This window comes from Bacillus sp. 05T21 (assembly GCF_056396785.1).
This window is the reverse complement of sequence record NZ_JBFTMD010000003.1, coordinates 76,768-91,924: the sequence shown is the minus strand read 5'-3', so window position 1 is coordinate 91,924 and position 15,157 is coordinate 76,768. Positions and strand designations below refer to the sequence as shown.

General features: G+C 34.0%; 18 protein-coding genes and 1 pseudogene. 5 read left to right on the top strand and 14 right to left on the bottom strand.

Going from position 1 to position 15,157, the window contains the following annotated elements; genetic code table 11:
- Nucleotides 1–232 precede the first annotated feature (232 nt).
- The 3 genes from AC1DKZ_RS09065 to AC1DKZ_RS09055 form a co-directional block, all read right to left on the bottom strand.
- The gene (locus tag AC1DKZ_RS09065) at nt 233–691 is read right to left on the bottom strand and encodes a VOC family protein (RefSeq protein WP_476996042.1); all 459 of its coding nucleotides are present in this window, start codon (nt 689–691) and stop codon (nt 233–235) included.
- A gap of 536 nt (nt 692–1,227) precedes the next feature.
- Nucleotides 1,228–1,863, bottom strand: a complete 636-nt coding sequence (locus AC1DKZ_RS09060; protein WP_000637405.1) for a LysE family translocator — start codon at nt 1,861–1,863, stop codon at nt 1,228–1,230.
- 216 nt (nt 1,864–2,079) lie between these two features.
- Nucleotides 2,080–2,661 (bottom strand): DJ-1/PfpI family protein, encoded by a 582-nt coding sequence (locus AC1DKZ_RS09055; RefSeq protein ID WP_476996041.1) that lies wholly within the window; start codon nt 2,659–2,661, stop codon nt 2,080–2,082.
- 142 nt (nt 2,662–2,803) lie between these two features.
- Between AC1DKZ_RS09055 and AC1DKZ_RS09050 the strand changes: the two genes are divergently transcribed.
- Nucleotides 2,804–3,241 carry an Lrp/AsnC family transcriptional regulator gene (locus AC1DKZ_RS09050; RefSeq protein WP_000372086.1) on the top strand — a complete coding sequence of 146 codons (438 nt, stop codon included), beginning with the start codon at nt 2,804–2,806 and terminating at the stop codon, nt 3,239–3,241.
- Between the two features lie 96 nt (nt 3,242–3,337).
- Here the strand turns inward: AC1DKZ_RS09050 and AC1DKZ_RS09045 are convergent, their stop codons facing one another.
- The 6 genes from AC1DKZ_RS09045 to AC1DKZ_RS09020 form a co-directional block, all read right to left on the bottom strand.
- Complete coding sequence (locus AC1DKZ_RS09045) at nt 3,338–3,472, bottom strand: hypothetical protein (RefSeq protein WP_255288373.1); 135 nt, start codon at nt 3,470–3,472, stop codon at nt 3,338–3,340.
- Nucleotides 3,473–3,539: 67 nt separating this feature from the next.
- Nucleotides 3,540–4,460, bottom strand: a complete 921-nt coding sequence (locus tag AC1DKZ_RS09040) for a class I SAM-dependent methyltransferase (protein WP_476996165.1) — start codon at nt 4,458–4,460, stop codon at nt 3,540–3,542.
- Between the two features lie 111 nt (nt 4,461–4,571).
- Entirely contained in the window at nt 4,572–4,745 is a 174-nt protein-coding gene (locus AC1DKZ_RS09035; protein WP_170930145.1) for a hypothetical protein, read from the bottom strand.
- Between the two features lie 13 nt (nt 4,746–4,758).
- Complete coding sequence (gene clpP, locus AC1DKZ_RS09030; RefSeq protein ID WP_476996040.1) at nt 4,759–5,343, bottom strand: ATP-dependent Clp endopeptidase proteolytic subunit ClpP; 585 nt, start codon at nt 5,341–5,343, stop codon at nt 4,759–4,761.
- A gap of 21 nt (nt 5,344–5,364) precedes the next feature.
- The gene (locus AC1DKZ_RS09025; protein WP_476996039.1) at nt 5,365–5,886 is read right to left on the bottom strand and encodes a hypothetical protein; all 522 of its coding nucleotides are present in this window, start codon (nt 5,884–5,886) and stop codon (nt 5,365–5,367) included.
- The gene (locus AC1DKZ_RS09020; RefSeq protein WP_000447387.1) at nt 5,886–6,299 is read right to left on the bottom strand and encodes a MerR family transcriptional regulator; all 414 of its coding nucleotides are present in this window, start codon (nt 6,297–6,299) and stop codon (nt 5,886–5,888) included. Before AC1DKZ_RS09020 ends, AC1DKZ_RS09025 begins: the two co-directional genes overlap by 1 nt.
- Nucleotides 6,300–6,502: 203 nt before the next feature.
- Here AC1DKZ_RS09020 and AC1DKZ_RS09015 point away from each other — a divergent pair, with 203 nt between their 5' ends.
- Both AC1DKZ_RS09015 and AC1DKZ_RS09010 read left to right on the top strand, forming a co-directional pair.
- Complete coding sequence (locus AC1DKZ_RS09015) at nt 6,503–7,069, top strand: ATP-binding protein (RefSeq protein ID WP_476996038.1); 567 nt, start codon at nt 6,503–6,505, stop codon at nt 7,067–7,069.
- A 145-nt stretch (nt 7,070–7,214) separates the two neighbouring features.
- Nucleotides 7,215–8,297, top strand: coding sequence for an LPXTG cell wall anchor domain-containing protein (locus AC1DKZ_RS09010; RefSeq protein WP_476996037.1), 1,083 nt, complete (start codon nt 7,215–7,217; stop codon nt 8,295–8,297).
- A gap of 72 nt (nt 8,298–8,369) precedes the next feature.
- Here AC1DKZ_RS09010 and AC1DKZ_RS09005 read toward each other — a convergent pair whose 3' ends face one another.
- Entirely contained in the window at nt 8,370–9,041 is a 672-nt protein-coding gene (locus tag AC1DKZ_RS09005) for an ABC transporter ATP-binding protein (protein WP_476996036.1), read from the bottom strand.
- Entirely contained in the window at nt 9,041–10,105 is a 1,065-nt protein-coding gene (locus AC1DKZ_RS09000) for an ABC transporter permease (RefSeq protein WP_476996035.1), read from the bottom strand. The genes AC1DKZ_RS09005 and AC1DKZ_RS09000 overlap by 1 nt, the downstream gene beginning before the upstream one ends.
- 184 nt (nt 10,106–10,289) lie before the next feature.
- Between AC1DKZ_RS09000 and AC1DKZ_RS08995 the strand changes: the two genes are divergently transcribed.
- Together AC1DKZ_RS08995 and AC1DKZ_RS08990 are read left to right on the top strand one after the other, a co-directional pair.
- Entirely contained in the window at nt 10,290–10,913 is a 624-nt protein-coding gene (locus tag AC1DKZ_RS08995) for an ArsR/SmtB family transcription factor (protein ID WP_476996034.1), read from the top strand.
- 69 nt (nt 10,914–10,982) lie between these two features.
- A complete protein-coding gene (locus AC1DKZ_RS08990; protein WP_476996033.1) occupies nt 10,983–12,242 on the top strand; it encodes an MFS transporter in 1,260 nt (419 codons plus the stop codon).
- 227 nt (nt 12,243–12,469) lie between these two features.
- Here AC1DKZ_RS08990 and AC1DKZ_RS08985 read toward each other — a convergent pair.
- The 3 genes and pseudogenes from AC1DKZ_RS08985 to AC1DKZ_RS08975 all read right to left on the bottom strand — a co-directional run.
- A pseudogene (locus tag AC1DKZ_RS08985) lies at nt 12,470–12,598 on the bottom strand (DinB family protein); the annotation flags it as partial.
- Between the two features lie 149 nt (nt 12,599–12,747).
- A complete protein-coding gene (locus AC1DKZ_RS08980; protein ID WP_476996032.1) occupies nt 12,748–13,248 on the bottom strand; it encodes a GNAT family N-acetyltransferase in 501 nt (166 codons plus the stop codon).
- A gap of 531 nt (nt 13,249–13,779) precedes the next feature.
- Entirely contained in the window at nt 13,780–15,156 is a 1,377-nt protein-coding gene (locus AC1DKZ_RS08975) for a sensor histidine kinase (RefSeq protein ID WP_476996031.1), read from the bottom strand.
- Nucleotide 15,157: the final 1 nt, after the last annotated feature.

The following is a 15,157-nucleotide window of genomic DNA, read 5'->3' as shown; positions in this document are numbered from 1 at the left end:
GCCAATCTAACTTTCTAGCTTTTAACATTAAATAAATGTAAATTTATATAATACATCTTTTAGTTTAATACGTTGTCTTTTAATCTCAGTTACATTACTACAACAAAATACTCTACCTTTTTAAGTTCTCTTCATTTAATCCGAACAACTCTGGTAAAGTAAAACGTCCATCTTTTCTGTATATTTTTCACAAAAAAACAACGTTTTTCACCTTTTATAGATACAATCTCATTTATTTTTCTTGGTGCTCCGCTTCCCACTCACTTAAATAAGATGCATATTCTAATTCATCTGGATTATCATGTAACATAGAAATAAACTCTAATTTATTCCCATCACAATCCAGAAAGTATACACTTGCAGCTGGCATCCACCTTTGGACAATTGGCTCTTGATTTCCTTTCCCTTGGCTTCCCACCACTTCTATTCCACGATTCTCTAACCACAATTTAGAAGACTTTAGAAATTCTAAATCTACACCAAAAGCAAAGTGTTTTATCTCAAAATCTTCAATATTATGTACTTCCCATACTCCAAGCATTTGCTTTTTACTTTCTCCTACCCAAAAGAAGGCCACCTTTCTTTTGGATAGTTTTCTTGCTAATGCTAACCCCAACTTATTTTGATAGAAATCTATCGCCTTTTCTAAATCTCTTACATGTAAATGTGTTTCATATATGTTCTGTATCATTCTGCTTATTCCTTTCTTTATTAGTTAAGTAGTTACTGTAATTCTAAATCTGAAGTATGTATAATCATTGTAATTTATCTCCATATCCAATATACCTATTTACTATTCTATCGAAATTGAAATATGATAAATCCAACTGAGGTAGTAAATTCAAATAAAAATTCTACTACTTTTGCAGGAGAAATCTCCAATACATTCAGATGAAATCATACTAAAATAATAAAAAAGCGCTATTCTTTTAGTAAGAATAGCGCTTTTGACTCTTGGAGTTAGTTAATATTTTTCAGTAAATAGGTATGTGCAATTACCCCATCACTATCAAGCTAAGTTCATACACCGTCAATTATAGTAAAGGTTGTTTCTTTTTTAAAGGCTATGTGTAAGGAATTTAACCCTCCCCCAGGAATCAAAAAATTTTTGAGGGGATGCCTACGTAATATAACATATTTACAATTACGTTGCGTTTAGGTTTAAAATGCGTATCTTTTTCATCTATATTTCAACTACCATATTTAAGTTTATAAGAGTTATGCTTTTTAAATAAAAGTAATTACTTGTTTTATAAACTCGTAACCAAAATAACCACTAAATCCGAATAGTACTATTGCGGCAAATATAGATACCCATTTAATAAAGGTTGGATTTAGAAACCGTCTAGTAAAATGAACAAAGCTTAATAAGACCATATCATGCATAAAGATACCTAATAAAATACCTACAGCTATTAATATAAATGTTGATGTACTTGCACTACCTAATGAAGAAACTAGAACCGGCCCAAAGACCCCTATCCAAAAGACAATATTAGCCGGTGATATAGCAATCATAAAACCAGATAAATAAGCTGTTAATAAAGATTTATTAGGATCTTCTCCCTCTATGTTAACTTCTGACTTTGCTTCTTTAATACTTTCTATTCCAATAAACATTAAAAACCCAAAACCTAGTAACCACATAACTGCTTCTACCCACGGATTGGTTAATACACTAGAGAACCCTAGATAAATCAGAACTATTAAAGATAAATCTACAGTCATTCCTCCTATACCTACAAACCAACCATGTACGAAACCATTTCTCATTCCTTGTTTAGTCATTTGGACAGTCATAGCACCTGCAGGTATTGATAAAGATAAGCCTAACAATATATATGTAAAGAGTGTTACAATCATAAAAATTCTCCTATTTTAATCAATTATTATTCTTTTTATTAAATTATGCATGAAAAGGGCACTTACCTTTGATCGATTCATTACCATCTGTTATTACAGATTATTTCCATTCTCTTTTATCTGGAGCAGTCACCCAATTAGATGACCACTCTTTTGGACCATGTTCGTTAAGATATTTTAAAATACTCCAAGTACCCCTTTGTTGAAGAGCAATGCCTAAAACCCCATAAGATCCTTTACATGTTTAGCGTTCTTTTTAGATGTTAGTTTTTCAAGTAATAAAAATGCAACATCAAAAGCTGTACCTGGATTTGAAGATGTAATAATGTTTCCATCTTGAACGATTAAATCATTTTGTACTATTGCACCGAAATTCTTTAACTGCTCTTTTCGTTTACTCGTCGGATGACTGTATGTGGTGGCTTTTTTATCTGTAAGAATTCCGCTTTTTCCAAGCGCTAATGATGCGACACATATACTGGCAATAGGCTTCTGCTGGGCATAAAAATGTTGAATAACATGTAAGAATTCTCTACTATATGCATCCCGATAAAAGCCAGCTCCTTCAAAACCTCCTGGAATAGCTAATGCATCAAACTCATCTAATTGAATATCATCAACCGTTTTTTCGGGTATGACAGTAAAATTCCAAGTACAGGTTAATTTATTCCGAAGGCCAACTGTTACGACCTCAGTTGATCCATCTCCCTCCCATTTATTCCAACCTAGTACATCCGTAAATACACTAGCTTCTACTGCTTCAAATCCATCAGCTAATAATAATAAAACCTTTTTCATATCGTAAATCGCCTCCTGTTATCCTTATTTTATACAAATATATAAGGCTGATAAATAAGTTTGATAAGGATATTTCATTGTTTGGCTTTATTATATAAGGAATTTAGGTTATTCTATTTTATAAAAAAAGGTTGGATAATTTATGGATCAAATTGATAAAAAAATCGTGGGATTATTACAGTCAAATGCAAAAATTTCAATGAAGGATCTAGCAGAAGCCGTTCACTTATCTGCTCCGTCAGTAACTGAGCGAGTACGGAAGTTAGAGGAGCAAAAAATTATTGAAGGTTACCATGCACATGTTTCTCTAAAAAAAATAAACCGTCCAATTTCTGCACTTATATTGTTTAAATCAAAGGATTGTAAATCATTAGCTAACTTTTGCTATAATCATCCAGATGTACTTGAGTGTTACAGAGTAGCAGGGGAAATTAGCTATATTGTCAAATTAGCAACGTATTCTGTAGAAAGTTTAGAACAATTTATTGATGATACAATGCAATATGGTACACCATCAACGAATATCGTGTTATCTTCTTATGAAAAAAAAATAATTGCTCCTTTTATTAGTGAAGAATAAAAATACTGGCACAATCAATTAACTATTACTTACTCAATAATCCTTAATCCTTTAAAAATAGCCCTGATTTTTTTGACTGTATAAAAATCAGGGTCTCTAATCATTTTTATCGTTTTTGGGTAACCCATTTTTATTAGCTGGATAACGATGTGCAATTACCCCTATATAAACATTTAAATTATTCTTCACAATCCCTCTACTTCCAATAGCAACATGCTTATTACTTCCCATCACTACACCTCATTTCCTTTTTTACAAAAAAAAGACACAGAGATCCCTCCCCATGCCTACTAATTCTCTACTTCTTCACCGCATGTACATAATGCACCGTCTCAAAAGCTTCTAAATAATCGTTTCGTCCTTCAAAATATAATGTATGAACATCCTCTGGTGATAAGTGCTCATAAATGAGTAAGCCCGCCTTCTCTAACAGTCCTTCCATTTCGGTATAAGAAAAACACGATTTCATCGGTTCTCCGCCTACCGTAGCCATTTTCACCATGTTTCCAACCCGATTAGATAAACCTTTTTCCGTAAATAAGTTTTCATCAGGGTAATCAAAAACGATAGAACTCCCTTCTGGAACCATCTCGAATAAACATTCTATTAAACTGGAAAGTTCCTCTTTTGTTAAATAGTACGTAACACCTAAAAGGCTAAAGAAAGTCTTTTTATTTTCAAATCCTTCATTTACTAATTTTTGCTTAGAGAAATCCTTAGTAAAATCCATCGAAACAAAATGAAGATTGCTTGAAATTTCTAGACCTGATTCTTTCACTCTTTGTATTTTAAACTCTTGCGTAGAAGGATGATCCACTTCAAATATTTCTATTTTTTTTTCTAATTCTCGGTGTCTAAAACTAAACGTGTCTAAGCCTGCACCGAGTATGACGTATTGCTTCGCGCCTAATGCAATTTCATGTAATAGCACTCTTTCACAATATGCCGCGCGTGCCAAAGGTGTTGGTGATAATTGAACTTGTGTAATCCATTTTAAAATTTCTTTCGGATTGTCTTGAAACTGCTCTGCAATGTCTTTATTGAAAAAATGTATTCCTTGAACCATGTTCGTTTCAATATCATTACGTTCTTTTTGTGAAATAAGATCTTTAGCTACATAATCATCAAAGATTTTAGGACTATCAAATTCACTATGATACGCCCTTCCGAAAGCTGATACTAACGACGTTACACTTGCTTCACCTTGTTTCACGCACATACACTCCTTCATTTTCACAACAAAAATAGGGTCCCCCTGGCCAGGAGAACCCTATTATACACTTTATTTTTATATTGGTAAATTATAGCATAAATAAGTTTTTTTGTCAACTTATACGTCTTTTAAATCATCTAAAATCGAAACCGCTCGGATATGCACATCAGGGTATTGCTGACGGATTTGACTTTTCGCATTATCAAAACTCGTTGCTACAACTTTTTTATAAAATACAACTTCAGCCATTTCGTACTCTACAGAATAAACACTCTTCGTTTCATTATCCATATTTCTGCACTCCTTATGACTGGCGCACCAGTATTTTATCAATCAATCCATAATTCAGCGCATCCTCAGCGGTCATAAAGTTGTCACACTCTGTATCACGTTGAAGTGATTCCACAGTCTGCCCTGTTCGTTCTGATAATATTTGATTCAGACGTTCTCTCATATGCAAAATTCGTTTTGCACTAATTTCAATATCAGTCGCTTGCCCTCTTGCTCCACCAAGAGGTTGATGAATCATCACTTCCGCATTCGGCAAAGCAAAACGTTTTCCCTTTTCTCCTCCAGCAAGTAAAAATGCTCCCATAGAAGCTGCCATTCCAACGCATAATGTACTAACATCAGCTTTTATAAGTTGCATCGTATCAAATATCGCCAGCCCAGCTGTAATAGATCCCCCAGGAGAATTTATATAAATGCTAATATCTTTCTCCGGATCATCTGCATCTAAAAATAGTAGCTGTGCAACGACACCATTTGCCAATTCATCTGTAATTTCACCGGTAAGCATTATAATACGGTCCTTTAATAATCGAGAGTAAATATCATACGAACGTTCCCCTCGATTGGTTTGTTCAACGACATAAGGAATCAAATTCATGTTTATTTCCTCCACTTCATATTAAAAATCAATTCGATATTTCTTTTCTAGCTCAGAGAATTGATTATTTATTTGTTGTATTTTCGGCCGAATGTTATCAAATCCGTTATCTTCACCTTCTTCAGCCACTATTTCTCCTATCAGAAACCTTTTCACAAGATCAGTTACCTCTTTATTAACAACTAACTCATCCATCTCATCTTCCTGAGCAATTAACAACGGGATAAACTCATTTACACACGTTTCTTTGCCTTCTTTATCTTTATAAATTACATTCACAGCGATCATTTCTTTTCCACATGACACTGGTTCTTCAGTAAAAAATTCAATTAAAAGTTGTAGTTTTCCAGAAATATTATCAATAAAAATCGTGCCAAACTCATCTTCATAAAATTCATTCTCATTTTTAGATCGAGATAAACCACTCGGTAGAGAAATAGCAATTTCAGCTGAAACGTAAGACAAAGAATCCGGAATTTCAATTAATACATGGTTCGTTCCTTCTTCATTTTCAATCATCGACTTCGCTAATTTGATTTTCATCACTTTTCTCCTTTTAAAATTTGTGAAACAGAGTTAATGACTTGTTGCTTCAATTCATCTGAAACATTCGCACTTAAAGTAATGAACACATCATCGTTCACTTTATGTGTTTCATGCTGAAGAATTTTATCCGACTGATAAAAAGTCATTCGTTCTCCAATTTTTATAATTTCTTCAAGAGACATTTCTTTCAACTTTTCCTGAATAGAAGCAAGTGTTTCTCCTGTTTTTGATAGTGTGATGATCGCCCGAAAATAATGTAAATGTTTCTCTGTATAAGCCCTTTTATTCCCTACTAACTCTAAAGGAGGCACAATTTCAATTTGCGTATAATACCGCACAGTTCGTAAATTTATATTCGCCCCTTCCTTTTGAAGAATTTCTGTAATCTGCTTTGCAGTAAAAGTTTCCATACCAACCATCCTTTTCAGTTCACTGTAACATTTACACTATACTGTAACTAGTTGTTTACAGTATAGTGTAAATGCCAACCGTCTGTCAAACAATTACAAAACACTTTTACCAGCACATATCGAGTCATTTCTACACAATCCGACAAATTACTTATTTTCTAGCAGGAAGATTTCAACTTATAACAATATAAATGGAGACCGTCATGAAACGATTATTCATTATTACAGTAGGAAAAACTACATTCGCTAAAGCACTAGAAATAGAATTACCTAACTCTTTCGTTATGGATCAAGACAACCAAGCCGAATTTATTAACACACATTATGAAAAATTGCAGCCGGCTGAAGGCGCTAATACATTTAAGCACGGTCTTTCAAAATTCATTGTTGATTATGCAAAAGAATATACAAATTTGCACCTTAACATTCGCAACTCAAATAGAAGTCGAAACGGACGAATGTATTTGCTGAATGAACTGTTTAAGGAAGAGGAATATGTGCGCATAGTAGTTCATTTTGACATTCCAGATGATGTACTTTATGAAAGAGTAGCTCGTAGTAAGCGAAGTATAAATATATTTAGAGGTAACTATTCCAGTTTCAAAGAAGTACTCGTTCGGCAACAGGCTGAATCTCAACATGAAGATGTAGTAGATCCTGTAGAAAATGAGGCTGATTATTTGTTTGTTATTCGCGATAGTAAAGAGGTAAAATCTACTATAGAAGAAATTGTTCATCTTGCTGAAGATTTGTCCCCTATCCCAAAATAAGAGACTATAAGAATCACATAATCATAGATTATTATGCAAATACTTCCTCTAAGCGCCGAACATGGTATATAATGATAAAATAATCTACTTCTATATGCTCAATTTTACACAATAGAGTTCACTCATAGGAAAGAGGTACAAAAATATGAAAACAAAACAAACAATCGCTGCTTCTACACTAGCTTTAGCAATGATTGCGGGATCTACCCCTACTCATGCAGAAGTAAATGAAGCTACTCCCCAGCAAAGTACGGGAGATCGCTTAGCTGAAATTAAGCAACATAGACAAGAGTTAGATGCGAAATTACAGCAGCACAAAGAAAATGTGGATCAAACATTAAATGAACTTAACCAAGTTAAGGAAAATGTTGATACAAAGGTTAATGAACTACATGAACGTAAACAAGTTGCAGATGAAAAAATCGGCGAGATTAAACAACATAAACAAGAGTTAGATACAAAACTTCAGCAAGACAAACAAATCGCCGAGGATAAAATCGCGGAAATTAAAGAGCATAAAAAACAAGTAGATGATAAAGTTGCTGAAATTAAAGAGCATAAGCAAACTGTTGATGAAAAAGTGAATGAAATTAAGCAGCATAAAGAAAACATCGATCAGAAGGTTAATGAGCTTAAGGAAGTAAAAAAACAGGTAGATGACAAATTAGCTGAGTTAAAGAAAGCGAAACAAACTGCTGAGGACAAACTTGCTGAAATTAAAGAAAATAAACCGAATACAGGTAACACATTAGAAGAACTTAAGAAAATTAAAGGCAATTTAGATAGTCTTTCATCTAACTTAGAACTAGCTAAACAAGATGTAAAAAACAAATTAGCTGAGTTACAAGAAGCTAGACAAGATTTACTAAATAAAATAAACGAAATGAAACAAGCGAAACAAACTGTTTCAGACGATTTAACAAAGAAAAAACAAGACTTAGATATTAAAATCAACGACTTCAAACATACAGAGAAAAAAATTGATGACAAATTAGCTGAGGTACATACAACGAAGCAAAATGTCGATACCAAGATTAATGAAGTATCACAATCGAAACAAACAGAGACAGACAATAACAATACTACTGTTTCAGCGAAAAACAATGCTAGAGAACTTCCTAACGCTGGTAGTGAGCAATCAAACAATATGGCTTTAGGTATGTTATCTGTATTAGGCGGGGTTTTATTAATAACACGAAATAAAATTAAAACGTTATTCTCAAAATAAAGCCATTATATCTATTTTAAAATAATCATAAAAAGGCCAACTACACATATATGTACGGTTGGCCTTTTTTCTTTATATTAACTGCCCATCTCTAAGCGTCAATATACGATCACATACATCAAGCATTCTTTCATCATGCGTAATCATAATTGCTGCTTTTTGACTCTCTTTCACTTCACGTTTCATCATTTCCACAACTTCACGTGCACGTTTTGAGTCTAAACTTGCCGTTGGTTCATCAGCTAATATTAAATCTGGGTTGTTCATGAACGCACGAGTGATTGCTACTCTTTGTTTTTCCCCGCCCGATAGTTGATTTGGATAATGAGTTTTTCTTTCAGATAATCCAAATGCTGCTAGCAAGTGATCCGCACGTTTTTCTGATTCTTGTTTGTTTTCTTTTTTTAGCTTTGCAATATAAAGTAATTGTTCTTTTACACTTAAATATGGAACAAGATTTGCGAACTGGAAAATGAAGCCGATTTTTTTCAAACGAATGTCTGTCATTTCCTTTTCTGATAACTTCGTAATATTTTGCTCACGAATGTAAATATCCCCTTTTGACGGTGATAGTAAAGCACCCGCGATTGATAATAACGTACTTTTCCCTGATCCAGAAGGACCGACGATTCCGATAAACTCTCCAGCTTTCACATCAAGCGACATCGGATGAAGGGCTGTTACTTCCGTATTCCCTTCTCCGTACACTTTACTTACTCTGTCTAATTTTAATAATGAAGTCATTACATCCCGCCTCCAATTGCTTCTAATGCATCAACTTTTAACACTTGATATAACGAAATAAGTGTTCCTAAAATACTAATTACAATAAAGATTGCTGCATATTGTGCAATCATCGGTGTTGTTAATAAGAACGGCATACCCGCTGGTAAAATTTGTTCTAATCCTTGTACAAGAACAATACTGATTATCATCGCAACGACTGATAAGAATAACGCCTGCACGACTAAGCTATTTGCTAAATAAGAATTTTTCGTACCGATTGCTTTTAGTACACCTAATTGCTGTGTTTTTTGCAACGTAATTACGTAGAAGAATACACCGATTAGTAACGCAGCGATAACAAGTAAGAACGCAATGATCATCGTTAATGTTCCTTGCTCTTCTTTAAATCCTGGAATACTTTGTAATACTTCTTTTTTGTCGATAACATGTGCATTTTTAATTTCTTTATCTGTATTAAGCGCAATTGCACTATAATCTTTTTGGTTTGGTTGTGAAATAGCGCCCCATACGTCTTCATTTACATAAACGACTGGTGTATGGCTAAACATTTGATCTTTCGTAAATCCAACGATTTTAAATTCTTTCTTTGAAACAGGATCAATAATTGTATCCCCAATATCGATACCTTTTTCTTTAATTGATTCATCGGCAACCATTTCGTTATTTGCTGTACCCAATTTCTCACCTTTTACAATTTTCGGTTCTAAAAATGAATCACGTTCACTTGAGAAAATAGCGACATCAACTTTTTTCGAACTATCTTTCTTTTCATAAGTTGAAACTTTCACACGAAACGGAACTGCCTCTTTCTCGCCTGCTTGATTTACTACGTTATCTACCTCTTCTTTCTTAATTTGTGAACGAAGTAATTTATTTTCCGCATCATCCGCTAGTACAAATTTATTTGCCTCCATATTTTGAATCGATGAAGCATTATCATATGATAATCCATTTGCTAATCCTGAAATTACAAGGACTAAAAATGATAATAACACCATAATAAGTCCGATTAATCCATATCTTAATTTTGATTGTTTTAATTCACGCAGAGCTAAAAACATTTCGCTCGCTCCTTCCTATTACTTTCTATGCACTTATCATAAAAAAGAAATATGAACGGAATATGAACAGAAGATTACAGAAGAAAGATTAAATTTTCAGAAAGTATTGAAAACAAATGAAATCCTTGATACAATTCAGTCAAATAATCTTGACCGAGTAATTTAATTTGAGGAGTTGATCATTTTGAAGCCCGTGTTAACACTAACTACTTATAGCCAACTAAAAGCAATAAGCGATCCACTACGTGCCGAAATGATGATGCGTCTATGCGAACGTCCTTATACAGGACAACTGCTATCTGAGAAATTCGGCATTTCAAGGGCGAAAATTCATTATCATTTAAAAGAATTAGAGAAGAATGGCCTTATAGAAATCGTATATACAGAAGAAAAGAATGGCATCGTTCAAAAGTTTTATCAATCTGTCGCTAAAGGATTTACCCCTGCCGCGGACCTATTACCTCATTTAGAAATATTAAGCGAATCAGGTCGCCAAATCTTTTTACAAATGACGGAAAGAACGAAAAGCCATATTCTCGCTGCACCAGAAGAATCTTTTACATTACGAAATGCAAGTGAAGACCCAGCTGAGTGGAATTACGTTTCATCCTGCTGGGAATTTGATGCTACGCCAGAACAATTTCAAGTGTGGGTGAAAAAGTTTCATGAATTAATGGCTGAATTAAACGAAATCACAAAAAGTGCGGATAAAGATCCAAATAGTAAAGCTTATTATATTTCTACTACTGCACTTCAAATCGTTGAGAGAACAATGCAGCAATTTGTAAAAAAAGAAGAAAAATCGTAATGCGATTTTTTTTACATAAACGGTCAAATTTATTTTACCGAATAAATTTTTTATAAAGGAGTAGATAAAGTGGACATATTAAAAAACCGGAATTTCCTCTTACTATTTTTAGGGAGAATTTTTACAAACATAGGAGATAGTTTGTATTATGTAGCAGCGATGTGGCTCGTATATGAGCTGAGTGGTAATCCTTTTTATTCTGGATTGGCTGGTTTCCTTACATTATTACCTTCTGCATTACAATTTCTTACCGGTCCATTCGTTGATAGATGGTCAATCAAAAACACCCTTGTAATCACACAAGTCCTGCAATGCATTCTTATATTAATCATTCCTATTACACACTACTTCGATCTATTAACAGTTCAGCTACTACTCATCATTATGCCCATCGTAGCCTTTATCGAACAATTCGCCTATCCCGCACAATCAAAAGCTTTACCACTTCTACTGCATAAAACACAATTATTAAAGGGAAACTCACTCTTTTCCTTTGCTTATCAAGGCATTGATTTAGTTTGTACAACTCTTTCCGGAATATTAGTAGCATTACTTGGCGCAATCACTTTATATATAATCGACTCTTTCACATTCGCGATTACTGCGATTTTGTTTATTTCATTAAAAATGCCGACACAAACCGAAACAGGCACATCACTTTCAACAAAGCAATATTTCTCTGATTTAAAAGAAGGCTTTTCAATCGTCTTTCGTTCATTAATGGGCATCTTCTTAATCGGTTCAGTTGTCGCTAATTTTTCAATCGGTATGACGATGGCAATACTCCCTTCTTTCGCCGATTCTTTAGGAGGGGTTAAATTATACGGTTTCTTTTTAGCCGCTATATCCGCCGGTAGTTTAATTGGAGCACTATTCAGTTCATGGGTTGGTAAACATAATATTAGCCATGTCTCCATTATTAGCTTTGCGACTAGCGCTTTCTTTTGGTTTCTCTCTACGTTTGTACCGTTTCAATGGTTATCAATTTTTTTATTCGGCCTAGCTTGGATACCAATTGGTGCGACCAACATATTATTTGCGACAATTAGTCAAACTTTAATTCCAAATCAATATCTTGGACGCATCAATTCAGTCACACGAAGCATGGGTACAATCGCTATGCCGTTCGGCTCTTTAATTGGCGGATACACCGCAAATGTATTTAGTAGCCAACTCATTTTCGCGCTCGCTAGCATCGGAATTTTATTCATTTCTCTCGTATGGCTACTTCATCCGAAATTACGTTCATTGCCGAAAGCTGATGAAATTACAGCGGATACTTTTGGGCTTCGGTTTAAGGAAGAGCGCGGGAAAGGTGCGGCTTTATAGCAGAAAGAAAATATTATCTAATCCGTAATGTGTAGTTATAATGAAATTATTTAATTTTATTATCTCAAACAAGCATAACCCCGTTCTAAATATAGGACGGGATTATGCTTGTTTAATTTTGTATGTAAGATACTTCACTTCACTAAAAAATATAACAATAAAGTTGTTTAAAAATCTAAGTTTTATTCAACAATAGCGCCCTTTAATGGAATAACTAAAACGTTCAGTTAACGATTTGATGGCCATGCCCTCTGTATCTTCCTTAATTGAATAATTCGGCCTGTACGATAAGCATCATGAAGCATGGTGTCCAGTAATTTACCCTCAAATGAATTTTGTTCAAGCTCTTTTTCGGAAAAGGTAAAGCCTGTATCGTTGATTACCAAGTAATCGTTGATACAGGCCTTTTTAATGTTTGTTCAACTAACGCATGCGTTAGTTCAATAAGATTTTATTAATCTCTGTCCTATATTCATCTTCATCAAATACAAATTGAGGTATTAAATTACATATCATAAGGTTCAAGCTTCAAAATAAATTCTTCAACATCCTTGCCTCTTGCGTTGGAAAAACCCTTATCTTCAGAGATGATTTTAAACCCGCATTTTTCCAATACCCTGATGGAGGCGAGGTTATCTTTAGCGGAACGAGCATAGAGTGGGCGTATCTTAATATACTCCAGAAACTCTGACAACGCTAAAGTTGCAATACCATGACCCCAATATTCCTTCCAAATCCAGTAGCTTACTTCGGGTTCGCCGAACTGTTCAAAGTTCGAGACGTGTCCAGTGACAATGCCATTGAATAATATAGTCTTAATTGTAATAGTCTCGTCAGCAATATTTTTTTTCCAATGGTCAAAAAATGCGTCCTTATCAGTGGGGTCTTTAGCTGTAAAAGCAGCCATATAGTTCGCCGTTGAATCTAGTTGTTGTTCGAAAAAGATAGGAAGATCTTCCTCTATGATATCTCGTAGCTTCACTTCGCTTTTGCTAATGGATTCCATATAATTGACAAGCTCCTTAACATATTTTTGAATATAAATTCTTCAAAGTTTAGAGAAATTCCTTCTTCAACTATGCCAGTTAGTTGAATTAAAAAGTTTATTTATTGGCCAATGGTATAAAGTCCAAGTTTTCATCCCTAAGATAGTACATTGTCCCATTATCTGTTTGTGCTTCTCTAATGGATACAACCTCATGCTATTTATCCTTTATTTTTTTGCTTAAGGGATATTGTCATTTAGCTACTAACTCCTTTAAATACTTAAAGTCAAGGTCCTCGCACCAAGGCTACGTCCTCCACCATAAAATAATATACCTAATATCATAGATTATCTATTATGACTATGTATTTTAAATTTATCTGTTTAGATAAAAAAAGATAGTAGGGGCATTCACCCCTTACTATCTTTACTATTGATATTTATGTGTCTTTAAATATATAAGTGATGTACTTTTTTGATATTATGTGTGACATTGAATACACGTTACTACAATGATAATCATGATGTACATTCACATGTCTTCTTTTTCATTTATTTAGGAAGCTCCACCCGAACAGTAGTCCCTTCCCCTTTCGTACTATATACCGAAACGGTTCCTTGATGCAGTTCCACAATTTTCTGTACAATCGATAACCCTAAACCGCTACCTTCTACGTTTCTCGCTCTTGCTGTATCTACTTTGTAAAAACGATCAAATATACGATCCATTTCTTCTCTTTCCATACCAATTCCGTTGTCTGATATAGAGATCATAACGCTCGACTCTAATTCTTCTACAACAAATTCAATCGTTCCGCCGTCGTTTGAAAACTTAATGCTATTCGTAAAAATATTACTCCATACTTGATGAAGTAAGTTTTCATCACCGTTTATGATGATGTCCGGCACATCAAATTCGACAGCTATATCTTTTTCACGCCATTTCCATTCGAGCATAAAAATGACGTCTTTAATTTGCTTTTGTAAGTGAAACTCTTTAATTTGTAGAACTTTCTCTTCCTTATCTAATGAAGCGAGCGTAAGTAACTGTTTACATAAACTAGACATCCGCTTACTTTCGCCCTCAATAATTTTCAAATAATGTTTTCTTTCCTCTTCACTCATATTCTCCGATTGTAATGTTTTCGAAAAACCTTGTATCGAAGAAAGCGGCGATTGAAATTCATGCGACACGTTAGAAACGAACTCTTGCCTCATTTGATCTAATTCTTTAATACTCTTCGTCATCTTTTGAAAATTAGTCGCTAGTGTACCAATTTCATCTTTTCGATTTTCATCTAATTCAATATCATATTCACCACTTGCAATCTTTTGAGTCGCTTTCGTAAATGTTCGAATAGGACGAACAATATACCCTGCTGCAATCGCTATAAAAATGATACTTAATACAACGATGAAGCCGAGTAATACCGCTAGAAAAATTCTCATTTCGCCGAATTGTTGCTGAATGTCAGGGCGAATGAATAAAGCGTACTGTTTATCATCGTGTTTTAGCGGTACACCGACACTATTAATTAATTCATTATCGAAAAATCCTGTAATAAAAAGGCGCGTTGGATATGTGGAAACGCCATTAAACGTTTCACCTTGCAATACTTTATGAACGGTATCATCACTAATTGTTATCTTACGAAACGCATTCCCAATACGCTTTCCATGATTTTCGTCATCTACAATATAAATTTCATACCCTAACTTCGCAATAGACTGTAAGTATGCCTCTTTATTCTCTTCACTTTGCTTTTCATATAATGATTTTACTTCTTTAGCATACATTAAAATCTTTTCACTATTGTACGGTTTTAACTTCACTTGATAATATACGTTCGTTAATAAAAAACCGATAATACTACTAAGAAGCATAATACCGACTGTCATAAAAACAAATCTAGAATATAGTGATTTCATT

Coding starts and splice junctions, on each gene's coding strand:
- AC1DKZ_RS09000 (WP_476996035.1), bottom strand. CDS start 10,105: ATGTTTTTAGCTCTGCGTGAATTAAAACAATCAAAATTAAGATATGGA.
- AC1DKZ_RS09010 (WP_476996037.1), top strand. CDS start 7,215: ATGAAAACAAAACAAACAATCGCTGCTTCTACACTAGCTTTAGCAATG.
- AC1DKZ_RS09055 (WP_476996041.1), bottom strand. CDS start 2,661: ATGAAAAAGGTTTTATTATTATTAGCTGATGGATTTGAAGCAGTAGAA.
- AC1DKZ_RS09040 (WP_476996165.1), bottom strand. CDS start 4,460: ATGTGCGTGAAACAAGGTGAAGCAAGTGTAACGTCGTTAGTATCAGCT.
- AC1DKZ_RS09005 (WP_476996036.1), bottom strand. CDS start 9,041: ATGACTTCATTATTAAAATTAGACAGAGTAAGTAAAGTGTACGGAGAA.
- AC1DKZ_RS09025 (WP_476996039.1), bottom strand. CDS start 5,886: ATGAAAATCAAATTAGCGAAGTCGATGATTGAAAATGAAGAAGGAACG.
- AC1DKZ_RS08975 (WP_476996031.1), bottom strand. CDS start 15,156: ATGAAATCACTATATTCTAGATTTGTTTTTATGACAGTCGGTATTATG.
- AC1DKZ_RS08980 (WP_476996032.1), bottom strand. CDS start 13,248: ATGGAATCCATTAGCAAAAGCGAAGTGAAGCTACGAGATATCATAGAG.
- AC1DKZ_RS09035 (WP_170930145.1), bottom strand. CDS start 4,745: ATGGATAATGAAACGAAGAGTGTTTATTCTGTAGAGTACGAAATGGCT.
- AC1DKZ_RS09065 (WP_476996042.1), bottom strand. CDS start 691: ATGATACAGAACATATATGAAACACATTTACATGTAAGAGATTTAGAA.
- AC1DKZ_RS09050 (WP_000372086.1), top strand. CDS start 2,804: ATGGATCAAATTGATAAAAAAATCGTGGGATTATTACAGTCAAATGCA.
- AC1DKZ_RS09020 (WP_000447387.1), bottom strand. CDS start 6,299: ATGGAAACTTTTACTGCAAAGCAGATTACAGAAATTCTTCAAAAGGAA.
- AC1DKZ_RS09060 (WP_000637405.1), bottom strand. CDS start 1,863: ATGATTGTAACACTCTTTACATATATATTGTTAGGCTTATCTTTATCA.
- AC1DKZ_RS09045 (WP_255288373.1), bottom strand. CDS start 3,472: ATGGGAAGTAATAAGCATGTTGCTATTGGAAGTAGAGGGATTGTGAAG.
- AC1DKZ_RS09015 (WP_476996038.1), top strand. CDS start 6,503: ATGAAACGATTATTCATTATTACAGTAGGAAAAACTACATTCGCTAAA.
- clpP (WP_476996040.1), bottom strand. CDS start 5,343: ATGAATTTGATTCCTTATGTCGTTGAACAAACCAATCGAGGGGAACGT.